The following is a 19,183-nucleotide window of genomic DNA, read 5'->3' on the forward strand; positions in this document are numbered from 1 at the left end:
GGCTCGCCCGGACGTTCAACCCAGGAGACCTGTGACATGAGCCAGAACCAGCGCGTCGATTACCAGACCCATCCGGACAACTACTGCCACGTCAAGCTGAGCTTTGACGGCGATGTGGCCACGCTTTCCCTCAATATCGACGAGGACAGTGGCATTCGCGAGGGTTACAAGCTCAAGCTCAACAGCTACGACCTGGGTGTGGACATCGAATTGCACGACGCGCTGCAACGCATCCGCTTTGAACACCCCGAAGTGCGCACCGTGGTGGTGACCAGCCTGAAAGAGCGGATCTTCTGCTCGGGCGCGAATATCTTCATGCTCGGCCTCTCCAGCCACGCCTGGAAAGTGAACTTCTGCAAGTTCACGAACGAAACCCGCAACGGTATTGAAGACTCTTCCCGTCACTCCGGTCTGAAGTTCGTGGCTGCGCTCAACGGCGCATGCGCGGGTGGTGGCTACGAGCTGGCGCTGGCCTGCGACGACATAGTGCTGGTGGACGACCGCTCCAGCGCCGTGAGCCTGCCAGAAGTGCCACTGCTGGGCGTGCTGCCAGGAACCGGCGGCCTCACCCGCGTCACCGACAAGCGCCATGTGCGCCACGACCTGGCAGACATCTTCTGCACCAGCGTGGAGGGTGTTCGCGGCCAAAAGGCGGTTGACTGGCGCCTGGTGGACGCCGTGGCCAAGCCGGCCAAGTTTGACGAATTTGTGCAAGAGCGTGCCAAGAAGCTTGCTGAGGGCAGCACCCGCCCGGCAGGTGCGAAGGGCGTGAGCCTGACGCCGCTCAAGCGCGACATTGCCGATGACAAGCTGAGCTACGAATTTGTCGAGGTGAGCATTGACCGCGCCAAGCGCGTGGCCACCTTCACCGTCAAGGCGCCAACCGGTGCCCAGCCAACCGACATCGCGGGCATTGAAGCCGCGGGCGCCAACTGGTACCCGCTGCAGATGATCCGCGAGCTGGACGACGCCATCCTGCACATGCGCACCAACGAGTTGGACATTGGTGTGTGGGTGCTCAAGACGGAAGGCGACGCCGCCGCTGTGCTGGCCAATGATGCGCTGATGCTGGCCAACAAGGACCATTGGTTCGTGAACGAGACCATGGGCATGATGCGCCGCACGCTGGCGCGCATGGACGTGTCATCACGCAGCTTGTTTGCCCTGGTGGAGCCTGGCTCCTGCTTTGTGGGCACCTTGGCCGAACTGGTGTTCTGCGCAGACCGCGCCTACCAGCTGGTGTTGCCCGACGAGCCAGAAAAACAGCCGACCATCCAGTTGTCGGAAATGAACTTCGGCTTCTTCCCGATGGTCAACGACCAATCGCGGCTGGCGCGTCGTTTCTACGAAGAGACTGAGCCGATGGAAGCGGTGCGTGGCGCCATTGGCAAGCCGCTCAACGGAGACGATGCCGTCGCGCTGGGTCTGGTGACCATGGCACCGGACGACATCGACTGGGAAGACGAAATTCGCCTGGCACTGGAAGAGCGTGTGGCCATGTCGCCCGACGCCCTGACCGGCCTGGAAGCCAACCTGCGCTTTGCCCAGAAGGAGAACATGTTCACCCGCATCTTTGGCCGCCTGACCGCTTGGCAGAACTGGATTTTCCAGCGCCCCAACGCGGTGGGCGAGAAGGGTGCGCTCAAGGTTTACGGAAAAGGCGAGAAGCAGCAATTCGACTGGAATAGGGTGTGATCACCCCCCTGCGCCGCTGCGCGGCTTCCCCCCTCTCTGGCGCGCTGCCTGGCAGCGCTGGGAGGGGAGACGAAACCGTTGGGCAGGCGAAGCCTGACCCTCGGTTTCCTGAAGTTTGCGGTCATGTACCAGCCGGCCACTGCTGAAATTTAGATTTTTCAAGAAGACGTTCTCACGACAAACACCCCCCGTAGGAGACCTACTATGTCCAGCATCAACTACAGCGAGAAGATCCCCAACAATGTGAACCTGAGCGAAGACCGCACCTTGCAGCGCGCGCTGGAACACTGGCAGCCGAACTACCTGCAGTGGTGGCAGGACATGGGGCCGGAAGGATCGCAGAACTTTGACGTGTATCTGCGCACGGCCGTGAGCGTTGACCCACAAGGCTGGGCGCAATTCGGCCACGTGAAGATGCCCGACTACCGCTGGGGCATCTTCCTCAATCCTGCTGAGCAGGACCGCAAGATCCACTTTGGTGATCACCTGGGCGAGGCCGCTTGGCAAGACGTGCCTGGCGAGCACCGCGCCAACCTGCGTCGCATCATCGTGACCCAGGGCGACACCGAGCCAGCATCGGTGGAGCAGCAGCGCCACCTGGGCCTGACCGCCCCCAGTCAGTACGACCTGCGCAACCTGTTCCAGGTGAACGTGGAAGAGGGCCGTCACCTGTGGGCCATGGTGTATCTGCTGCACAAGTACTTCGGCCGCGATGGCCGTGAGGAAGCCGAAGCACTGCTGGAGCGCAACAGTGGCAATGAAGACAACCCACGCATCCTGCAGGCTTTCAACGAGAAGACGCCTGACTGGCTGAGCTTCTTCATGTTCACTTACTTCACCGACCGCGACGGCAAGTTCCAGCTGTGTGCGTTGGCAGAGTCGGCGTTCGATCCGCTGGCCCGCACGACCAAGTTCATGCTGACCGAGGAAGCGCACCACATGTTCGTGGGCGAGTCTGGCGTGGGCCGAGTCATCACCCGCACCTGCGAGATGATGAACCAGCTCAAGACCGACGATGTGGGCAAGCTGCGTGCGGCTGGCGTTATCGATCTGCCGACCATCCAGCGCTACCTGAACTTCCACTTCTCGGTGACCATCGACCTGTTTGGCGCCGACCAGTCTTCCAATGCCGCCACCTTCTACAGCACCGGCCTCAAGGGGCGCTTCGAAGAAGGCAAGCGCTCCGATGACCACGTGCTCAAGGGGCAGCACTACAAGATCCTGGAAGTGGCTGATGGCAAGCTGCAGGAAAAGGAAGTGCCGATGCTCAATGCGCTGAACGAAGTGCTGCGCGACGACTACATCAAGGACAGCGTCGGTGGTGTGGAGCGTTGGAACCGCATCATCGAGAAGGCCGGCATCGACTTCCGTCTGCAGGTGCCGCACAAGGCTTTCCACCGCAACATCGGTACGCTCTCAGGTGTGAAAGTCAGCCCGGACGGCCGCGTGGTGAGCGACCACGAGTGGAACCAGAAAGTTGAAGAGTGGTTGCCAACGGATGAAGACCGCGCCTATGTGGCCAGCCTGATGGGCCGTGTGGTGGAGCCGGGCAAGTTTGCCAACTGGATTGCGCCTCCGGTCATCGGTATCAACCGTCAGCCGGTGGACTTCGAGTACATCCGTTTCAACTGATGAGAAAGACCCACTGCAGAGGCGAGGCTGCAGGAGTGGTCAACAAGCCCTGAGAGCGCGGTGGTGCTGGAGCAAACACCAGTGCCGCTGCGCTCTGTTTCACCTACACTGATTGCCGGAGGCAGCGCAGCAGGCCGTACCTGAGCCGAACGTCTGCCGGTATCAAGCCCCTACAACAAGCGCCAACACTCCCCGCCATGAGCAACGAAGCCGCTGACATCGTCATCATCAAGCAGCATGTGATCGACCCGGAAATCTGCATACGGTGCAACACCTGTGAATCCATGTGTCCGATTGGTGCGATCACCCACGACTCCCGCAATTACGTGGTGGATGTCGATGTCTGCAACTGGTGCAATGACTGCATCGCACCTTGCCCGACCGGTGCGATCGACAACTACCGCAAAGTCATCAAGGCCAGCGCCTATTCACAGGACGACCAGTTTGGCTGGGATGAGTTGCCCCCTGAGATTCCTCCGTCCGAGTTGCAAGCTCAGGCAGATGCGGCTGGTGGGAGTGAAGTGGCTGAAGAAAATGCCGCGCCAGCGAGCGCAGAGGTTGAACCCGTGGCTAGCGATGCTGCAGAGCCCAGTTTCAACTCTGCAGCTTATGGATCGACGACACCTCCCTGGTCAGCAGCGCACCCATACGCCAACTTGTACGGCCCCAAGGCCGACCAGAAGACGATTACCGCCACGGTGACAGGCAATGTGCGTGTGACCGAAGTGGGCAAAGAAGCGGGGCACGATTACGACACCCATCACATCGTGCTGGACTTCGGCGACAAGCCGTTCCCCGTGCTTGAAGGGCAGTCGATCGGCATCATCCCGCCGGGGACCGATGACAGTGGACGTCAACACCATGCACGCCAATACAGCGTGGCCAGCGCACGCAACGGCGAGCGCGCGGGTTACAACAACCTCTCGCTGACCATCAAGCGTGTGCTGGAAGACCACCAGGGCAACCCTGTGCGCGGCGTGGGCAGCAACTACATGTGCGACCTGAAAGTGGGCGACAAGGTGGAGGTCATCGGACCGTTTGGCACCAGCTTCCTGATGCCGAACCACCCCAAGAGCCACATCGTCATGATTTGCACCGGGACGGGCAGCGCCCCGATGCGCGCCATGACCGAGTGGCGTCGCCGCCTGCGCAAGTCGGGCAAATTCGAAGGCGGCAAGCTCATGCTGTTCTTCGGCGCTCGCACGCAGGAAGAGCTGCCGTACTTTGGCCCGCTGCAAAGCCTGCCGCACGACTTCATCGATATCAACTTTGCCTACAGCCGCACGGCTGGCCAGCCCAAGCGCTACGTGCAAGATGCCATCCGGGAGCGTGCTGCCGATCTGGTGCCTTTGCTCAAGAACCCGAATGCCTACTTCTACGTGTGCGGTCTCAAGGCCATGGAAGAAGGCGTGGTGCTGGCACTCAAGGAAGTGGCAGAGCAAGCCGGCGGCAACTGGGAAGACCTGGCGGCTTCGCTCAAGCAGCAAGGCCGCCTGCACCTGGAAACGTATTGATCCTCCTATTTTTCGCACCCCTCCCAGCCCGGCTCAGCCGGGCTTTTTTCTTGGGCGGTCTTGCAGCGTGCAAGGGTATCGGGCTGGGCCTACACTTGACGTCATGGGCGATACCGAATTGAACACTGTGGGCCAGCGCATGGGTGCGCTGGGTCTGGGCTGGCGGACCTTGTGGCGCGACTGGCGTGCGGGCGAACTGCGGCTGCTGATTCTGGCGGTGGCCCTGGCCGTCGCGGCGCTGACCTCGGTGGCGTTTTTTGCCGATCGTTTGCAGGCCGGCCTCAAGCGGGACGCGACTGCGCTCATCGGTGGTGATGCAGTGGTCCGCAGCGACAACCCGCCAGAAGCCGAGATCGTCGCCCTGGCGGATAAGCTGGGATTGCGCACGGTACAGACCGCCTCTTTCCCGACCATGGGGCGGGCCACCGAAGAAGATGGCGGCGCTGCGCGTCTGGTGTCACTCAAAGCAGTGGGGGAAGGCTATCCCCTGCGCGGTGCGCTGCGCGTCTCACCCGGTGAGGGAGCGCCCGACGAGGCCACCACAGCGGTGCCGACACCGGGCACTGCCTGGGCTGACAAGGCTTTGCTGGTGGCGCTGGATCTGAAGGTCGGGCAAACCGTCTTGTTGGGCAACAGCAGCTTCCGGCTGGACCGCTTGCTGGTAGTGGAGCCGGATCGTGGCAGCGGATTCATGACCTTTGCGCCGCGGCTCATGATCAACGCCGCCGACTTGCCCGCGACCGGTCTGGTGCAACCGGCCAGCCGCATCACCTACCGTTATGCCGTGGCCGGCGAGCCACCTGCGGTAAAGCGCTTTGTGGATTTTGTGAACCAGGGCCTGGAGGCACGGACGTGGCGCGGTGTGCGCCTGGAAACTCTGGACGGTGGACAACCGGTCATGCAGCAGACCATGGCGCGCGCAGAGAAGTTTCTGAACCTGGTGGCTTTGCTGACGGCCTTGCTGGCGGCGGTGGCGGTGGCGATCGCTGCACGCGCGTTTGCGCAACGTCATCTTGATGCTTGTGCGATGTTGCGGGTGCTGGGCGTTTCACAATCCACCATGGCCAGGGCTTACGCGTTTGAGTTTGTGCTGGTGGGGCTTGTCGCCAGTGCTGTCGGTCTGTTGCTGGGCTACCTGGTGCATTTCGTTTTTGTCTGGCTGCTGGCCGAATTCGTGGCCACCAGCCTTCCGCAGCCCGGCTGGTTCCCGTTTGGGATCGGCGCTGCCATGGGGCTGACCTTGATGCTGGCTTTCGGTTTGCCGCCTGTTTTGCAGCTGGCAAAGGTTCCGGCCGTGCGTGTCATCCGGCGGGACGTTGGGCAACTGCGACCTGCCAGCTTGTCGGTGCTGGCATTGGGCGTGCTGGGATTTTGTGTGCTGCTGCTGGCGGTGAGCCGAGACCTCACGCTGGGCTCCATCGCGGTGGCGGGATTTGCGATCGCAGTACTGGTGTTTGCCGGCGTGGCCTGGGTGGCGGTGAAGGTTTTGCGCCGTTCCGTCAACGAGAACACGGCTTCACGTCCAGTGCTGCTGGCCACTCGCCAGTTGAGCGCGCGGCCGGCCTATGCCGTGCTGCAGGTAAGCTCGCTGGCGGTAGGCCTGCTGGCCTTGGTCTTGCTGGTGTTGCTGCGCACGGACCTGATCGCCAGCTGGCGCGAGGCCACACCGCCCGATGCGCCCAACCGTTTCGTCATCAATGTACAGCCCTACCAGGCAGACGAATTCCAGACCTTCATGCGGCAGTCGGGCGTGGAGAAGTTCGACTGGTACCCGATGATTCGGGGCCGTTTGGTCGAGATCAACGGCCAGGCGATCGACCCGGACAAGTATGAAGACGACCGTGCGCAGAGACTGGTGGAGAGGGAGTTCAACCTGTCCTACGCCGCAGGGAAGCCTGAGCACAACGACGTGGTCAAAGGGCAGTGGGTGGAGAATGAATCGGGTGGTATCAGCTTTGAGGAAGGTCTGGCCGAAACCTTGGGCTTGAAGCTGGGAGACCAGATTGCCTTCGATATTTCGGGTGAGCGGGTCGAGGCTCGCATCACCAGCCTGCGCAAGGTCAACTGGGGTTCGCTGCGGGTGAACTTCTTTGCCATGTTCCCAGTTTCGGACCTGCCGGATGCACCCACCACTTTCATCAGTGCTTTCCGCGCGCCGGATGGCAACGACCGTTTCGACAATGAGCTGGTCAAGGCGTTTCCGAACATCACCAATGTGGACATGACGCTCACCATCGGTCAGGTGCAACGTGTGCTGGACCAGGTGATTCGCGCCATTGAATTCCTGTTCAGCTTTGCGCTGGTGGCGGGCCTGGTGGTCTTGCTGGCCACGGTCACCGCAACTCGAACTGAGCGGGAGCGTGAGTTTGCGATTCTCAGGGCGGTGGGGGCCGGTTCTGCCTTGCTGCGGCAGGTGCAGCGCATCGAGCTGTTGGGTGTGGGCGTGCTGGCCGGCACCATGGCGTCTGTCGTGGCCTTGGCCGTGGGTTGGGCATTGGCTCGATACGCTTTTGAATTCAATTGGCAGCCGCCATTGTGGGCTCCGATCGCTGGTGCCAGCTTGGGCGGGCTGCTCGCCCTGGCCGCCGGCTGGTGGGGTTTGCGCAGTGTGCTCAACACGCCAGTGGTGGAAACGCTGCGCAAGGCAGAGGCCTGAGGTGCAGATCGCAGCCGCTGCATCGCCGACAATGGTGTATTGCTGAACACCTTTGAAAACCCCGTCCACCATGTCCACGCCAGAAAACGACACGAACTCCACTGAAAGCCCCTCACCGGCCACACCTTTCGAATGGATCGGAGGAGAGGGCAAGGTGCGTGAACTGGTGGACCGCTTTTACGACCTCATGGACATCGAGCCGGGCTACAAGGAGCTTCGGGACGCCCACGGAAGCACACTGGCGGAAGCGCGCGACAAGCTGTACTGGTTTCTGTGCGGCTGGCTGGGTGGCCCGGATCACTATGTCCAGCGTTTTGGTCACCCGCGCTTGCGCATGCGGCACATGCCATTCTCGATTGGCATCGTGGAAAGAGACCAGTGGCTCGCCTGCATGGACCAGGCCATGACAGAGGTCGACATTGATGCAGAGCTTCAATCGCGGCTCAACAAGAGCTTCTTTCAGACCGCTGACTGGATGCGCAACCGCGCTGGGGCCTGAAGAGCTTCTGGCCGCCGCAGTGGAGAACCTGCAGGTTCATCCGGGCGTCATGCGCCCCCCAAGGCCTTGTAAAGCGTCAGGCGGTTGCCCTGCTCGGCCAGCTGCAGACTGATCAGGGATTGTTGTGCGCTGTAGAGCGATCGCTGGGCATCGAGCACGCTCAGCGAGTTGACAGCACCGGCGCGGTAGCGTTCCTCGGTCAAGGACAGTGTGCGTTGGTAGGCCTGCACCAGAGAGGCCTGGGCCTGTATGCGGGTATCGATCGAGGCGCGCTCGGCCAGGGCATCGGCTACTTCCTTGAAGGCGGTCTGCACCGTTTGCTCATAGGTGGTGACTTCAATCGCCTGGGTGATCTGGGCCAGTTCGACTGCCGTGCGAGATGCACCACCGTCGAAGAGGGGCAGCTTGATCGTCGGGGCAAATGACCAGGTGCCCGAGCCGGCGCTGAACAGGTTGCGCAGGTCATGGCTGGCTGTGCCCGCCGAGGCCGTGAGTGTGATGGTCGGGAGCAGCGCGGCACGTGCAGCACCCACTTTGGCCAGTGCGGCTTGCACGTTCTGTTCGGCCGATTTCACGTCGGGGCGGTTGAGCAGCGCGCTGGAGGACAAACCTTCAGGCACGGGTGCCAGGGCCACAGCGTTCTTGACAACACCTGAGGCCGTCAGAAGCGTCTCTGGTATGTGGGTGCCCACCAGAAGGCGCAGAGTGTTTTCCGATTGTGCGAGGCTGGTCTGCGCCGAGGCAAGGCTGGCGCGTGCCGCGTCCATCGAGGCCTGTGCAGTGGCCATATCCAGTCCCGACACTGCACCGGCATCGTGGCGACGCCGTGTCAGGTCGAGGCTGCGTGTGCGGCTGTCCAGCGTCTGCTGCGCCAGGTCTTGAAGCGCCTGGTTGGCTTGCACGGTCAGCCAGGCTTGTGCCACTTCGGTGATCAGAGACGCTTGCACTGCGTCGCGTGTCGACTGAGTGGACAGATAGGATGACAACGCCGCCTCTTCCAGCTTGCCCAGGCGACCCCACAGATCCAGCTCCCATGAAGTGATGCCCAGCGAGGCGCTGTACTGGTGCGATACCGTGCCTGTGCCGCCAGCCAGGGTAGAGCTTCGCGAGGCGTTGCTGCCGGCACTGGCGCTCAAGGTTGGCAGACGGTCGGCTTCGGTGATGCGGTACTGGGCACGGGCAGCGTCGATGTTGAGTGCCGCCAGGCGCAAGTCACGGTTGTGGGCCAGGGCCAGTTCGATGATCTGGCGCAGACGGTCGTCCTGAACCAGGGCTGTCCAGTTCAATGGGGTACTGGACGGCAGGGATTCGGTGGTGGCCGCTGCGGTTGTGATGCCGTCGACGCGCGCGGGCACCACCCCTCCAATCAAGGCCTCATTCCCTGTGGAAGGACCGGGAGGCGCGCTGGCACAGGCTGCGAGCAGCAGGCTGGCCGCGATGGCCAGCAAGGTGGGCCGCCACTGAATGGTGACGGAAGAAGAAGGGTGGGCGTTGAAATTCATGTTGGTTGACCTTTGTGTTGTGGTCAGATGGCTTGGGCCGCAATGACTGGAGCGTTGTCATCTGGCTTGCCCTCGCCGCCCTCATTCGCGGCATGGCGTTTGCCAAACAGCTGTCGGATGGTGACGTAGAACACCGGCACAAAGACAAGGCCCAGCACCGTGGCAGTGATCATGCCGCCGAGCACGCCGGTGCCAATGGCCTGGCGACTGGCCGAGCCGGCACCACTGGCCAGCGCCAGGGGCAGCACGCCAAAGCCAAAGGCCAACGAGGTCATGAGAATCGGTCGCAAACGCTGCTTCACCGCCTGCAAAGTGGCATCAACCAGTCTGACGCCTTGCTGCTCCAGCTGCTGGGCGAACTCGACGATCAGGATTGCGTTCTTCGCCGATAGGCCGACTGTTGTGAGCAAACCGATCTGGAAGTAGACGTCATTGGACAGGCCGGTGACCCAGGTAGCGAGAACTGCACCGATCACACCCAGCGGAACCACCAGCATGACCGAGAAAGGAATCGACCAGCTTTCGTACAGCGCCGCGAGGCACAGGAACACAAACAGGATGGAAATGGCATAAAGCATGGGCGCCTGGTTGCCTGAGAGGCGCTCCTGGTACGACTGGCCTGCCCACTGGTAACTGATGCCCTGCGGCAAGGTGGCAATGAGTGCCTCCATCGCGTCCATGGCCTCGCCAGAACTCACGCCTTCCGCAGCGTTGCCTACAATTTCATAGGAGGACAGGCCGCTGTATCGTTCGAGCTTGGCCGGGCCGCTGGCCCAGCCGACTGTCGCAAATGCGCTGAAAGGCACCATGTCGCCTGCACTGTTGCGTACCGTCCATCTCAGGATGTCGTCGGGTGTCATGCGGTAAGGGGCGTCGGCCTGTACGTACACCTTCTTCACGCGCGACTTGTTGATGAAGTCATTTACGTAGCTGCCGCCCATCGCCGCAGACAGGGTGCTGTTGATGCTGGCTGTGCTCAGCCCCAGGGCAGAGGCCTTTCGGTCGTCGATGCCGATCTCGATTTCTGCCGATGGCGGCAGGCCGCTGGCACGGACGGCTGACAAGCGAGAGTCCTCGTTGGCCTTGGCGATCAGGGTCTCCTTGGCCTGGCTCAGCGCCTGCTGCCCGACACCTCCGAGGTCCTGCAATTCAAGCGTAAAGCCGGCGTTGCTGCCCAGACCCCGCACCGCCGGCGGCAGCATCACGAATACCTGCGCATCGCGGGTGATCGACAGCTCGCGGTTGAGTCGTCCGACCAACGCCTTGGCATTCTGGCCATGGCCAGTTCGCTCGGACCAGTCCTTGAGCTTGATGAACATCCGGCCACTGGCCTGATCGCCATCCAGACCACGCAGCGCCATCACGCCGACCACCTCGGGCTGTTCGCGCAAATGGTCTTCCACACCTTTCATGGTGGCGTCCAGGCGCGAGTCCGTGGTGCCGGCCGGCATCTTCACCATGGCCATGAGCATGCCCTGATCTTCGTCGGGAAGAAAAGATGTGGGCAGCCGCGTGAACGAAAAGGCAAGTCCTGCCACCAGCGCGGCGTAGATCACCAGCATGCGCCCCGACCGGCCAAGCGCCGAATGCACCGTACTTCGGTAGCCAGAGCTGCCACGATCAAACCCGTGGTTAAACGCGCCGAAAAAGCGCTGCAAGACGGCGCCGATGCGACCTCGGGGCTTCATGCCCGCTGGCGGACGCAGCAGGCTGGCGCACAAGGCTGGCGTGAGGGTCAGGGCAACCAGCACACTCAGTGTCATGGCGGCCACGATGGTGATAGAGAACTGGCGGTAAATCACACCCGTGGAGCCGCCGAAGAAGGCCATCGGAATGAACACGGCCGAGAGCACCAGCGAAATACCCACCAGGGCCGGTGTGATCTCGCCCATGCTCTTGCGGGTGGCTTCGCGGGGGGGCAGACCTTCCTCGTGCATGACTCGTTCGACGTTTTCCACTACTACGATGGCATCGTCCACCAGCAAGCCGATGGCCAGCACCATGCCGAACAGTACGAGAGTGTTGATGGAGTAGCCGGCCACGGCCAGCACACCAAACGTTCCCAGCAGGACCACTGGTACAGCAATCGCTGGAATCAGGGTGGCTCGCCAGCTTTGCAGAAAGATGCCCATGATGAGCACCACCAGCACCATGGCTTCGGCCAGGGTGATCACCACTTCTTCAACCGACACCTTCACGAAAGGCGTGGTGTCGTACGCGATGCTGTACTCGATCTGGTTGGGGAAGAACGGGGCCAGCTCGGCGAGCTTGGCCTTGACGGCGTTGGCCACCGCCATGGCATTGGCCCCCGAGGCCAGGCGGATGCCCATGCCCGACGAGGCCTGACCGTTGTAGCGGGTCTGAACGGTGTAGCTTTCCTGGCCCAGCTCCACGCGGGCCACGTCGGCCAGGCGAACGATGGCGCCGTTGCTGGCCGATTTCACGACTATCTCGTTGAATTCGTCGACGCTGCGCAGCTTGCTGCGGGCCGTGATCACGGCATTGAGTTGCTGGCCGGGCGACGCTGGCAATGCGCCGACCTGACCGGCCGATACCTGGGCGTTCTGGGCCTGGATGGCGCTGATCACGTCAGACGGCATCAACGAATAGCGTTCGAGTTTTGCCGGGTCGAGCCAGATGCGCATGGCATAGCCCGAGCCAAAGGCCTGCACTTCGCCCACGCCGTCGATGCGGCTGATGGTGTCCTGCAGGCTGGTGGCCACATAGTCGCCAATATCGACCGACTTCACGTTGGGGTCGTCGGAGGTGAAGGTGGCGATCATCAGGAAGTCGGTTCCCGACTTGGTGACGGTCACACCCTGGTCCTGCACGGATTCGGGCAGCTGGGTGAGCGCCTGCTGCACCTTGTTCTGCACCTGCATCTGTGCGACGTCGGGGTCGGTGCCGGCCACGAAACTCAGCGACACGCGGGCACGGCCGGCAGAGGTGGACTCGGACGACATGCTTTGCAGGCCATCTAGGCCTTGCATTTTCTGTTCGATCACCTGCGTGACCGAGTCTTCCACTGTCTGTGCCGATGCACCGGTGTAGGTGCTGCTGACTGAGATTCGGGTCGGGGCGATGTCGGGATACTGTTCCAGCGGGAGCTGCATGATAGAGAGCGCGCCTGCCAGCATGATGACGATGGAGATGACCCAGGCAAAGATGGGCCGGTCGATGAAGAAGCGTGACATGGTGAGGCTCCTTCGGGGTCAGCGGTTGCTGGCAACGCGGGCCGCAGCCTGCTGCGTGCCGGGCTCGGCTGCGGCTGAAGGTGAGGTGGTCCCGTTGACCGAGTCCCCGCCCGCCTGACCGGCAGGGACTGCGCTGACGATCTGCCCAGGTCGCACCTTGCCAGTACCCTCCACGATCAGGCGGTCACCTGCCTTGAGGCCGCTGGTGACACGCCAAGCTGTGCCATGGGCCTCGGCGACTTCCACCGCACGCTTTTCCACCTTGTCTTCGTTGCCAATCACCAGCGCACTGGCTTTGCCGCCCGCGTCACGCTGGATGCCCGCCTGCGGCGCCAGGATGGCATTGGGTGCCTTCGCCTGCGTGAGGTTGACGCGCACGTACATGCCAGGCATCAGCATGCCCTCAGGGTTGGGAACCTCGGCTCTGAGGGTCACAGCGCCGGTGCTCTGATCGACCAGTACGCCAGCGACTTGCAAATGGCCCTCGTGGGCGTAGCTGCTCCCGTCTTCCAGCCGGACCTGCACCGTCACCGCGTCGCCCTGCGTGGCTTCGAGCTCTCCTTTGGCCACTTGCTGGCGCAGCCTGAGCAGCTCCGCGCTGCTCTGGGTAATGTTCACCCACATCGGATCGGTCTGCTGGACCGTGGTCAAAGCAGTGGTCTGGTTGGCCGTGACCAATGCACCTGCCGTCACGTTGGAAGTGTCTACCCGGCCGGAGATGGGTGAAGCGATGCGGGTGCGTTGCAAGTCGAGGCGCGCGCTGGCGGCGCTGGCCTTTGCAGATTTGAGCTCAGCCTGCGCCAGCAGGAGGTTCGCCTGGGCGTCTTCGCTGTCCTGGCGGGACACTGCGTCGGCGGCCAGCAGCCTGGCCTGGCGCTCGGCATTGAGGCGTGCAGACGTCAGAGACGCCTCGGCCTTGGCGACGGCCGCATTGGCGCTATCCAATGCCGTTCGGTAGCTGGCCGCATCGATCTGGTAGAGCGCTTCACCGGCCTTGACCTCAGCCCCCTCGGTGAACAAGCGCTTCTCGATGATGCCGGAGACCTGTGGCCGGATGTCAGCTGATTCGGCTGCCACAGTTCGCCCGGAGAGCTCCCGCGTGATGCTCAGGGCCTGGGTCTGGAGCGTGACAACGCCCACCTCGGTGGCCTTGGGCGCTGCCGGAGCCTGACCATGGTCCTCACACGCGACCAGTGCAATGGCCAGTGACAGGATGGCTGCGCTCCTGAAGATGGGGTGGCGCCGGATAGAGACCGGTGTCGCGATGGTATGGTTCGCAGGCATGGGGAAACTCCAAATTCAAATCTGTTCCTGACTGGTTTCCATGCTGCACTGCAAATGTGCAGGAAAATTGAAGAATGCGAATGAGCATCTCCACCCGAATCTTTCTGGCCATGCTGGGCACACTGGCACTGGTGGTGGCCATCATGGGGTTTGCCACCCGATGGAGCTTTGAAAGAGGGTTTCTGGGCTACCTCAATGGGCAAGCAGAAGCCCGGTTGCACGAAGTGCTGCCACGTGTGCAGCAGGCCTATGCCGACAACGGCAGCTGGGACTTCCTGCGCAGCAACCGTGGCGCCTGGTTCGGCCTGATGAGACCGGCCAACGTACCGGACTGGCCAGGTGCCGATGGCTCGGATCTGCCCGCTCCCACGACATCTGATCTGACAGGTGCCGTCATTCGGCTAGGTCTGCTCGATGCACAGGAACAGTTCGTGGCCGGCTATCGTCAGGTCAACGAGCAGCTGCCCAAGCAGGCGGTTGTGGTCAACGGGGAGACGGTGGGCTGGCTGGTGCTCGCGCCATTTGAAGAAGCAGCCGATGACGCCGATCACCGGTTTCAGAAAGGACAGACCCGCGCCACACTGGCCGTGGGCATGCTGTCCCTGGCACTGGCCGCCGGTATCGCTTGGCGTCTGTCGCGACGGTTGTCGCGTCCGGTCAAGGAGCTGGCGGGCGCGACGCACCGGCTCGCAGCCGGCCATCTGGATGCGCGTGTCGACCTCGACAGGCACGACGAGATCGGTGTGCTGGCCGACGATTTCAATCGCATGGCCGAAGCATTGGGACGAAGTCAGGCGCTGCGTCAGGAGTTTCTGGCGGATGTCTCGCACGAACTGCGCACCCCGTTGTCGGTCTTGCGTGGCGAAATTGAAGCTTTGCAAGATGGCGTAAGACCGCTGAGCCTGGATGCCGTTTCCTCGCTGCAGGCCGAGGTCATGCAGCTTGAAAAACTGGTTGCCGATCTCAATGAGCTTGCCTTGAGCGATGTGGGTGCGCTCAGCTACCGGATGGAACCGCTGGACCTGGCTGAGGTGGTCCGGCAGGTGGCTCTTTCACATCAGGTGGCCATGCAACGGCTGGGTCTCGACCTTGAGCTCGATCTGCCGCCCGAACCCGTCATGGCACAAGGAGACGCCACGCGCTTGCGCCAGCTGCTGGATAACCTGCTGACCAACTGTGCCCGATACACCGATGCGCCAGGGCGCGTGGTGGTGTCAGTGCGGCAGAACGAGGACAAGGCCTGCATGACCGTCATGGACAGTGCGCCGACGGCGCCGGCGGCAGATTTGGCACGTCTGTTTGACCGCTTCTTCCGGCTGGACGCATCACGCAGCAGGGAGACGGGCGGCGCCGGCTTGGGCCTGGCCATCGTTCGGAACATTGTTCAGGCGCACGGAGGTCAGATCGAGGCCCGGCAATCTGAACTGGGCGGCGTCGAGATGACCATGCGATTGCCTTTGGCAACCCCGATGGATGCCATAGAGGGTGAAAGATGACCGCTTTCCCTCCTGGTGCGCAAGGGCCTGTGGTGCTGGTGGTGGAAGACGAGCGCAAGCTCAACGCGCTGCTGTGCGACTACCTGCGCAACGCTGGCATGGTGCCAGTGGCGGTGCACGATGGGCTGGCGGTGCCGGATGCCTTTGAAGCGCATCAGCCTGCGCTCATGTTGCTGGACCTGAACCTTCCCGGGCGTGATGGGGTGGCTGTGTGCAAGGACATTCGCGTCTCAAGCACGTTGCCCATCATCATGATGACTGCCCGCGTTGATGAAATCGACAAGCTGATCGGGCTGGAGGCGGGAGCAGACGACTATGTCTGCAAGCCCTATAGCCCGCGTGAAGTGGTGGCGCGGGTCAAGGCTCAGCTTCGTCGCACCCGGTGGGGCAGTTCGCCACAATCGCTTTCAGAATCTATGCCCTCAGTTGCCTCGGAAAGCATGGATCCCCGCCTGGAAATCGATCTGACGCGCTGGCGGGTGCGACTGAACGAGGAGCAGGTTGATCTCACGCCGGCAGAGATCCGCTTGCTCCATGCTCTGTACACGCAGCCCGGGCGCGTCCTGTCTCGGCAACAGCTGCTCGACCACCTGCACGACGATGGACGTGCGGTCACTGATCGAACCGTCGACAGTCATGTGCGCAACCTCAGGCGCAAGCTGGCAAACGCGGGCGATGGCCGAGACCCGGTTCGTTCTGTGTACGGTGTGGGCTATGCCTTTGAGTGGCCTCAGTCAGCCTGAATCCGGTGTCATGGCGCCGTGATGTGTGACGGAGAGCAGGCTTATCTTTTGGTGCGTTGGGCAAGAGTGGGATATCGCTCGTACAGCTGAACGACATTGCCCGATGCTGCGGGGTCGTAGCCAGGCAGTTCTGCTAGCCGCTCGCGAAACGCGTTGTCCTGCAGTGCCTCGAGAATGGCCTGTACGGCGGGTGAATTCATCACGCCGTTTCGGCACAGCAGAAAGTACTGCTCAGATGCCACAGGCACGAAGTCCAGCTTGAACTGCCGTGCTGGAGGCTCCAGGCCAAAACCCACGTCGGCCATGCCGCTGGCCACGTAGGCGGCCACGGCAGCATGTGTGTATTCACCGTGCTCGAAACCGGCAATGTCGGCCGAGCTCAGCCCTTGCGCCTGCAGCATGCCTTCGAGCAGAAGCCGACTGCCTGAGCCCGTCTGACGGTTGATGAATCGCACGTCGTCGCGCGTCAGATCAGACAGGCTGTAGATTTCCTTGGGATTGCCCGAGCGCACCATCAAACCCTGTCGCCGGTGGGCGATGTCAATGATGGTCAGTTCCTCGTCGCACAACCAGGCGCGATAGTGCTCCAGCGCCATGGCTTGCATGTCGCCCAGTGGAATGTGAAAGCCTGCAACGTCGCAATCGCCGTCGTGCAGGGCAGATGCCGCACTGGAGCTGCTGCCATAGGTGATTTCCAGCTGTAGTCCCTGGTCGCCCAGGTGGCGAAGCAACCGCTCCACCGCAAAGCCGTGGCTGGCGTGCACGCGCAAGATGGGAGCGGATTCGCTCAGCGTGCGATGCAGTTCTGCAGCCAGCTCCGATGCCAGCGAATCGAGTGCTGGCTGCAGGCGGGCCATGATGCGGTGATCGGCCCACACGATTTTTTCGCCCAGCTCCGTCAGGCTGGATCCCTTGCCACGCTCCATCCTCAGCAAGGGGGCGTTGAAATGGGACTCACCCTGGCGGACCAGATCCCAGGCGTGGCGATAGGACACCTGCAGCTTCGAGGCGGCCTTCTGCAAGCTGCCTTCTGCATGCACCTGCACCAGCAGTTCGATCAGGCGGGTCGACAGTGGCAAGCCATCGGCTTCCTGGATGGTCCATGCGGGTTTGATGGAAATGTGTTTCATAAGGGTTGACGCTTATGAGCTTGGCCTCCGGTGAATAGGTGGCAAATCCTCATATTGCGACCCAGTGCAATTTCTCGGAGGATTCGGGCTGGCTGCACCATAACAACAAAGTCAAAACAAATCCAACGCCGAGCTGACTCAGGGCAAAGGCCGGCAGTCAAAACCGAAGGAGACAAGATGTCAAATCACGCTGCCGCATCGTCAGGCGGTTTGCTGGCCAAGGAGCGTATCGTCGCGCATCCTGGCTTTAACCGGTGGCTGGTACCTCCAGCCGCTCTGGCCATCCACCTTTGCATTGGCATGGCCTACGGGTTTTCGGTGTTCTGGTTGCCTTTGTCGAAGGCGCTTGGAATCAAGGAAGCCATCGCTTGCGGCCCCGATGTGGGTTTCATTGCGCAACTTTTCACCACCAGTTGTGACTGGCCCATCTCCACACTGGGGTGGATGTACACACTGTTCTTCGTTTTCCTCGGATTGGCAGCGGCCATCTGGGGTGGCTGGCTTGAGCACGTTGGCCCGCGAAAAGTGGGCGTTCTGGCCGCATTCTGCTGGGGTGGCGGCATGCTGATCTCGGCGGTCGGCGTCTACCTCCACCAGTTCTGGCTGATGATTCTCGGCTCAGGCATCATCGGCGGCATCGGGCTGGGTCTGGGGTACATCTCGCCGGTGAGCACCCTGATCAAATGGTTCCCTGATCGTCGGGGCATGGCCACCGGCATGGCCATCATGGGGTTTGGTGGTGGTGCCATGATCGGCTCGCCACTGGCGGCAGAGCTCATGAAGTCATTTGCCACACCCGAGAGTGTGGGGGTCTGGCAGACCTTTGCCGTCATGGGCGCCATCTACATCGTCGCCATGCTGCTGGGCGCTTTCGGCTATCGCATCCCCGCTCCGGGCTGGAAGCCGGAAGGCTGGACACCTCCTGCCAAGCAGGCTGGCAAGGCCATGATCACCCATGGTCACGTTCACGTGAAGAAAGTTTGGGGCATTCCCCAATTCTGGCTCGTCTGGCTGGTGCTGACCATGAACGTGTCTGCTGGCATCGGCGTGATCGGCATGGCCAGTCCCATGCTGCAGGAAGTGTTTGGTGGCTCACTCATTGGCGTGACCGCCAGGTTCGGCGAACTCGACAAAACGGAGCTCACCACGATTGCGGGTGTGGCAGCGGGCTTTGCGGCATTGCTCAGCCTTTTCAACATCGTGGGTCGATTCTTCTGGGCCAGCCTGTCTGACAAGCTCGGTCGCAAGATGACCTATACCGTGTTCTTCGTGCTCGGCGGCATTCTCTACTTCAGCATTCCAGCCAGTGCTGGCGCTGGCAGCAAGCTCTTGTTCGTGGGTGCCTTCTGCATCATCCTCAGCATGTATGGCGGAGCCTTCGCCACTGTGCCGGCATACCTGGCCGACCTGTTTGGCACGCAGATGGTGGGGGCCATTCACGGCCGCCTGCTGACCGCATGGTCCACCGCCGGCATCCTGGGGCCTGTGGTGGTGAACTACATGCGGGACTACCAGCTGGGTCTGGGCATACCGCGCGAACAGGTGTACAACCAGACCATGTACATCCTGGTCGGCATGCTGGTGATCGGTCTTTTGTGCAATCTCATGATCCGTCCGGTGGCCGACAAGCACTTCATGACGGAGGCTGAGCTGGCTGAAGAAAAGCGCCTGGCGCATGACCGCGCTGCAGCTGAGACGGTGCAGGCCACTGACAAGACCTTCCATCAGAGCCCGACAGTCCTGGTCTGGCTGGCATGGGCGGCCGTGAGCCTGCCGTTGGCGTGGGGTGTCTATCGCACCCTGCTCAGCGCCGGCAAGTTCTTCAACTGAGCCCTGGT

The 19,183-nt window shown here is 62.0% G+C and carries 12 protein-coding genes; 8 read left to right on the forward strand and 4 right to left on the reverse strand.

What is annotated here, in order from left to right:
* Nucleotides 1–36 precede the first annotated feature (36 nt).
* The 5 genes from boxC (at nucleotide 37) to ABWV89_RS07995 (ending at nucleotide 7,996) form a co-directional block, all read left to right on the forward strand.
* Nucleotides 37–1,695 (forward strand): 2,3-epoxybenzoyl-CoA dihydrolase, encoded by a 1,659-nt coding sequence (gene boxC, locus ABWV89_RS07975; RefSeq protein WP_353395703.1) that lies wholly within the window; start codon nucleotides 37–39, stop codon nucleotides 1,693–1,695.
* 204 nt (nucleotides 1,696–1,899) lie between these two features.
* Nucleotides 1,900–3,327, forward strand: a complete 1,428-nt coding sequence (boxB, locus tag ABWV89_RS07980; protein WP_353395704.1) for a benzoyl-CoA 2,3-epoxidase subunit BoxB — start codon at nucleotides 1,900–1,902, stop codon at nucleotides 3,325–3,327.
* A gap of 197 nt (nucleotides 3,328–3,524) precedes the next feature.
* Nucleotides 3,525–4,841 (forward strand): benzoyl-CoA 2,3-epoxidase subunit BoxA, encoded by a 1,317-nt coding sequence (gene boxA / locus ABWV89_RS07985; RefSeq protein WP_353395705.1) that lies wholly within the window; start codon nucleotides 3,525–3,527, stop codon nucleotides 4,839–4,841.
* A gap of 103 nt (nucleotides 4,842–4,944) precedes the next feature.
* On the forward strand, nucleotides 4,945–7,497 hold the full coding sequence (locus ABWV89_RS07990) for an ABC transporter permease (RefSeq protein ID WP_353395707.1): 2,553 nt from the start codon (nucleotides 4,945–4,947) through the stop codon (nucleotides 7,495–7,497).
* A 70-nt stretch (nucleotides 7,498–7,567) separates the two neighbouring features.
* A complete protein-coding gene (locus tag ABWV89_RS07995) occupies nucleotides 7,568–7,996 on the forward strand; it encodes a group II truncated hemoglobin (protein WP_353395709.1) in 429 nt (142 codons plus the stop codon).
* 47 nt (nucleotides 7,997–8,043) lie between these two features.
* On the opposite strand, the gene ABWV89_RS08000 is transcribed toward ABWV89_RS07995, so the two are convergent.
* Genes ABWV89_RS08000 through ABWV89_RS08010 form a run of 3 tightly spaced genes read right to left on the reverse strand, consistent with a single transcriptional unit; the run spans nucleotide 8,044 to nucleotide 13,976 of the window.
* Nucleotides 8,044–9,498 carry an efflux transporter outer membrane subunit gene (locus ABWV89_RS08000; RefSeq protein WP_353395711.1) on the reverse strand — a complete coding sequence of 485 codons (1,455 nt, stop codon included), beginning with the start codon at nucleotides 9,496–9,498 and terminating at the stop codon, nucleotides 8,044–8,046.
* Between the two features lie 23 nt (nucleotides 9,499–9,521).
* Entirely contained in the window at nucleotides 9,522–12,692 is a 3,171-nt protein-coding gene (locus ABWV89_RS08005) for an efflux RND transporter permease subunit (RefSeq protein ID WP_353395713.1), read from the reverse strand.
* Between the two features lie 18 nt (nucleotides 12,693–12,710).
* On the reverse strand, nucleotides 12,711–13,976 hold the full coding sequence (locus ABWV89_RS08010) for an efflux RND transporter periplasmic adaptor subunit (RefSeq protein ID WP_353395715.1): 1,266 nt from the start codon (nucleotides 13,974–13,976) through the stop codon (nucleotides 12,711–12,713).
* Between the two features lie 80 nt (nucleotides 13,977–14,056).
* On the opposite strand from ABWV89_RS08010, the gene ABWV89_RS08015 reads away from it, so the two are divergent.
* Nucleotides 14,057–15,472 (forward strand): ATP-binding protein, encoded by a 1,416-nt coding sequence (locus tag ABWV89_RS08015; protein WP_353395717.1) that lies wholly within the window; start codon nucleotides 14,057–14,059, stop codon nucleotides 15,470–15,472.
* Complete coding sequence (locus ABWV89_RS08020; protein WP_353395718.1) at nucleotides 15,469–16,215, forward strand: response regulator; 747 nt, start codon at nucleotides 15,469–15,471, stop codon at nucleotides 16,213–16,215. The genes ABWV89_RS08015 and ABWV89_RS08020 overlap by 4 nt, the downstream gene beginning before the upstream one ends.
* Nucleotides 16,216–16,256: 41 nt before the next feature.
* Here the strand turns inward: ABWV89_RS08020 and ABWV89_RS08025 are convergent, their stop codons facing one another.
* A complete protein-coding gene (locus ABWV89_RS08025; RefSeq protein ID WP_353395720.1) occupies nucleotides 16,257–17,345 on the reverse strand; it encodes a substrate-binding domain-containing protein in 1,089 nt (362 codons plus the stop codon).
* A gap of 177 nt (nucleotides 17,346–17,522) precedes the next feature.
* On the opposite strand from ABWV89_RS08025, the gene ABWV89_RS08030 reads away from it, so the two are divergent.
* A complete protein-coding gene (locus tag ABWV89_RS08030) occupies nucleotides 17,523–19,175 on the forward strand; it encodes an OFA family MFS transporter (protein ID WP_353395721.1) in 1,653 nt (550 codons plus the stop codon).
* Nucleotides 19,176–19,183 lie beyond the last annotated feature (8 nt).

The organism is Hydrogenophaga sp. 5NK40-0174 (assembly GCF_040372165.1).
Taxonomy (GTDB): Bacteria; Pseudomonadota; Gammaproteobacteria; order Burkholderiales; family Burkholderiaceae_C; genus Hydrogenophaga.

Excerpts from the sequence above, each read along its gene's own strand:
- boxA (WP_353395705.1), top strand. The coding sequence starts at position 3,525 with ATGAGCAACGAAGCCGCTGACATCGTCATCATCAAGCAGCATGTGATC.
- boxB (WP_353395704.1), top strand. The coding sequence starts at position 1,900 with ATGTCCAGCATCAACTACAGCGAGAAGATCCCCAACAATGTGAACCTG.
- ABWV89_RS08000 (WP_353395711.1), bottom strand. The coding sequence starts at position 9,498 with ATGAATTTCAACGCCCACCCTTCTTCTTCCGTCACCATTCAGTGGCGG.
- ABWV89_RS08015 (WP_353395717.1), top strand. The coding sequence starts at position 14,057 with ATGAGCATCTCCACCCGAATCTTTCTGGCCATGCTGGGCACACTGGCA.
- ABWV89_RS07990 (WP_353395707.1), top strand. The coding sequence starts at position 4,945 with ATGGGCGATACCGAATTGAACACTGTGGGCCAGCGCATGGGTGCGCTG.
- boxC (WP_353395703.1), top strand. The coding sequence starts at position 37 with ATGAGCCAGAACCAGCGCGTCGATTACCAGACCCATCCGGACAACTAC.
- ABWV89_RS07995 (WP_353395709.1), top strand. The coding sequence starts at position 7,568 with ATGTCCACGCCAGAAAACGACACGAACTCCACTGAAAGCCCCTCACCG.
- ABWV89_RS08010 (WP_353395715.1), bottom strand. The coding sequence starts at position 13,976 with ATGCCTGCGAACCATACCATCGCGACACCGGTCTCTATCCGGCGCCAC.
- ABWV89_RS08020 (WP_353395718.1), top strand. The coding sequence starts at position 15,469 with ATGACCGCTTTCCCTCCTGGTGCGCAAGGGCCTGTGGTGCTGGTGGTG.
- ABWV89_RS08025 (WP_353395720.1), bottom strand. The coding sequence starts at position 17,345 with ATGAAACACATTTCCATCAAACCCGCATGGACCATCCAGGAAGCCGAT.
- ABWV89_RS08005 (WP_353395713.1), bottom strand. The coding sequence starts at position 12,692 with ATGTCACGCTTCTTCATCGACCGGCCCATCTTTGCCTGGGTCATCTCC.
- ABWV89_RS08030 (WP_353395721.1), top strand. The coding sequence starts at position 17,523 with ATGTCAAATCACGCTGCCGCATCGTCAGGCGGTTTGCTGGCCAAGGAG.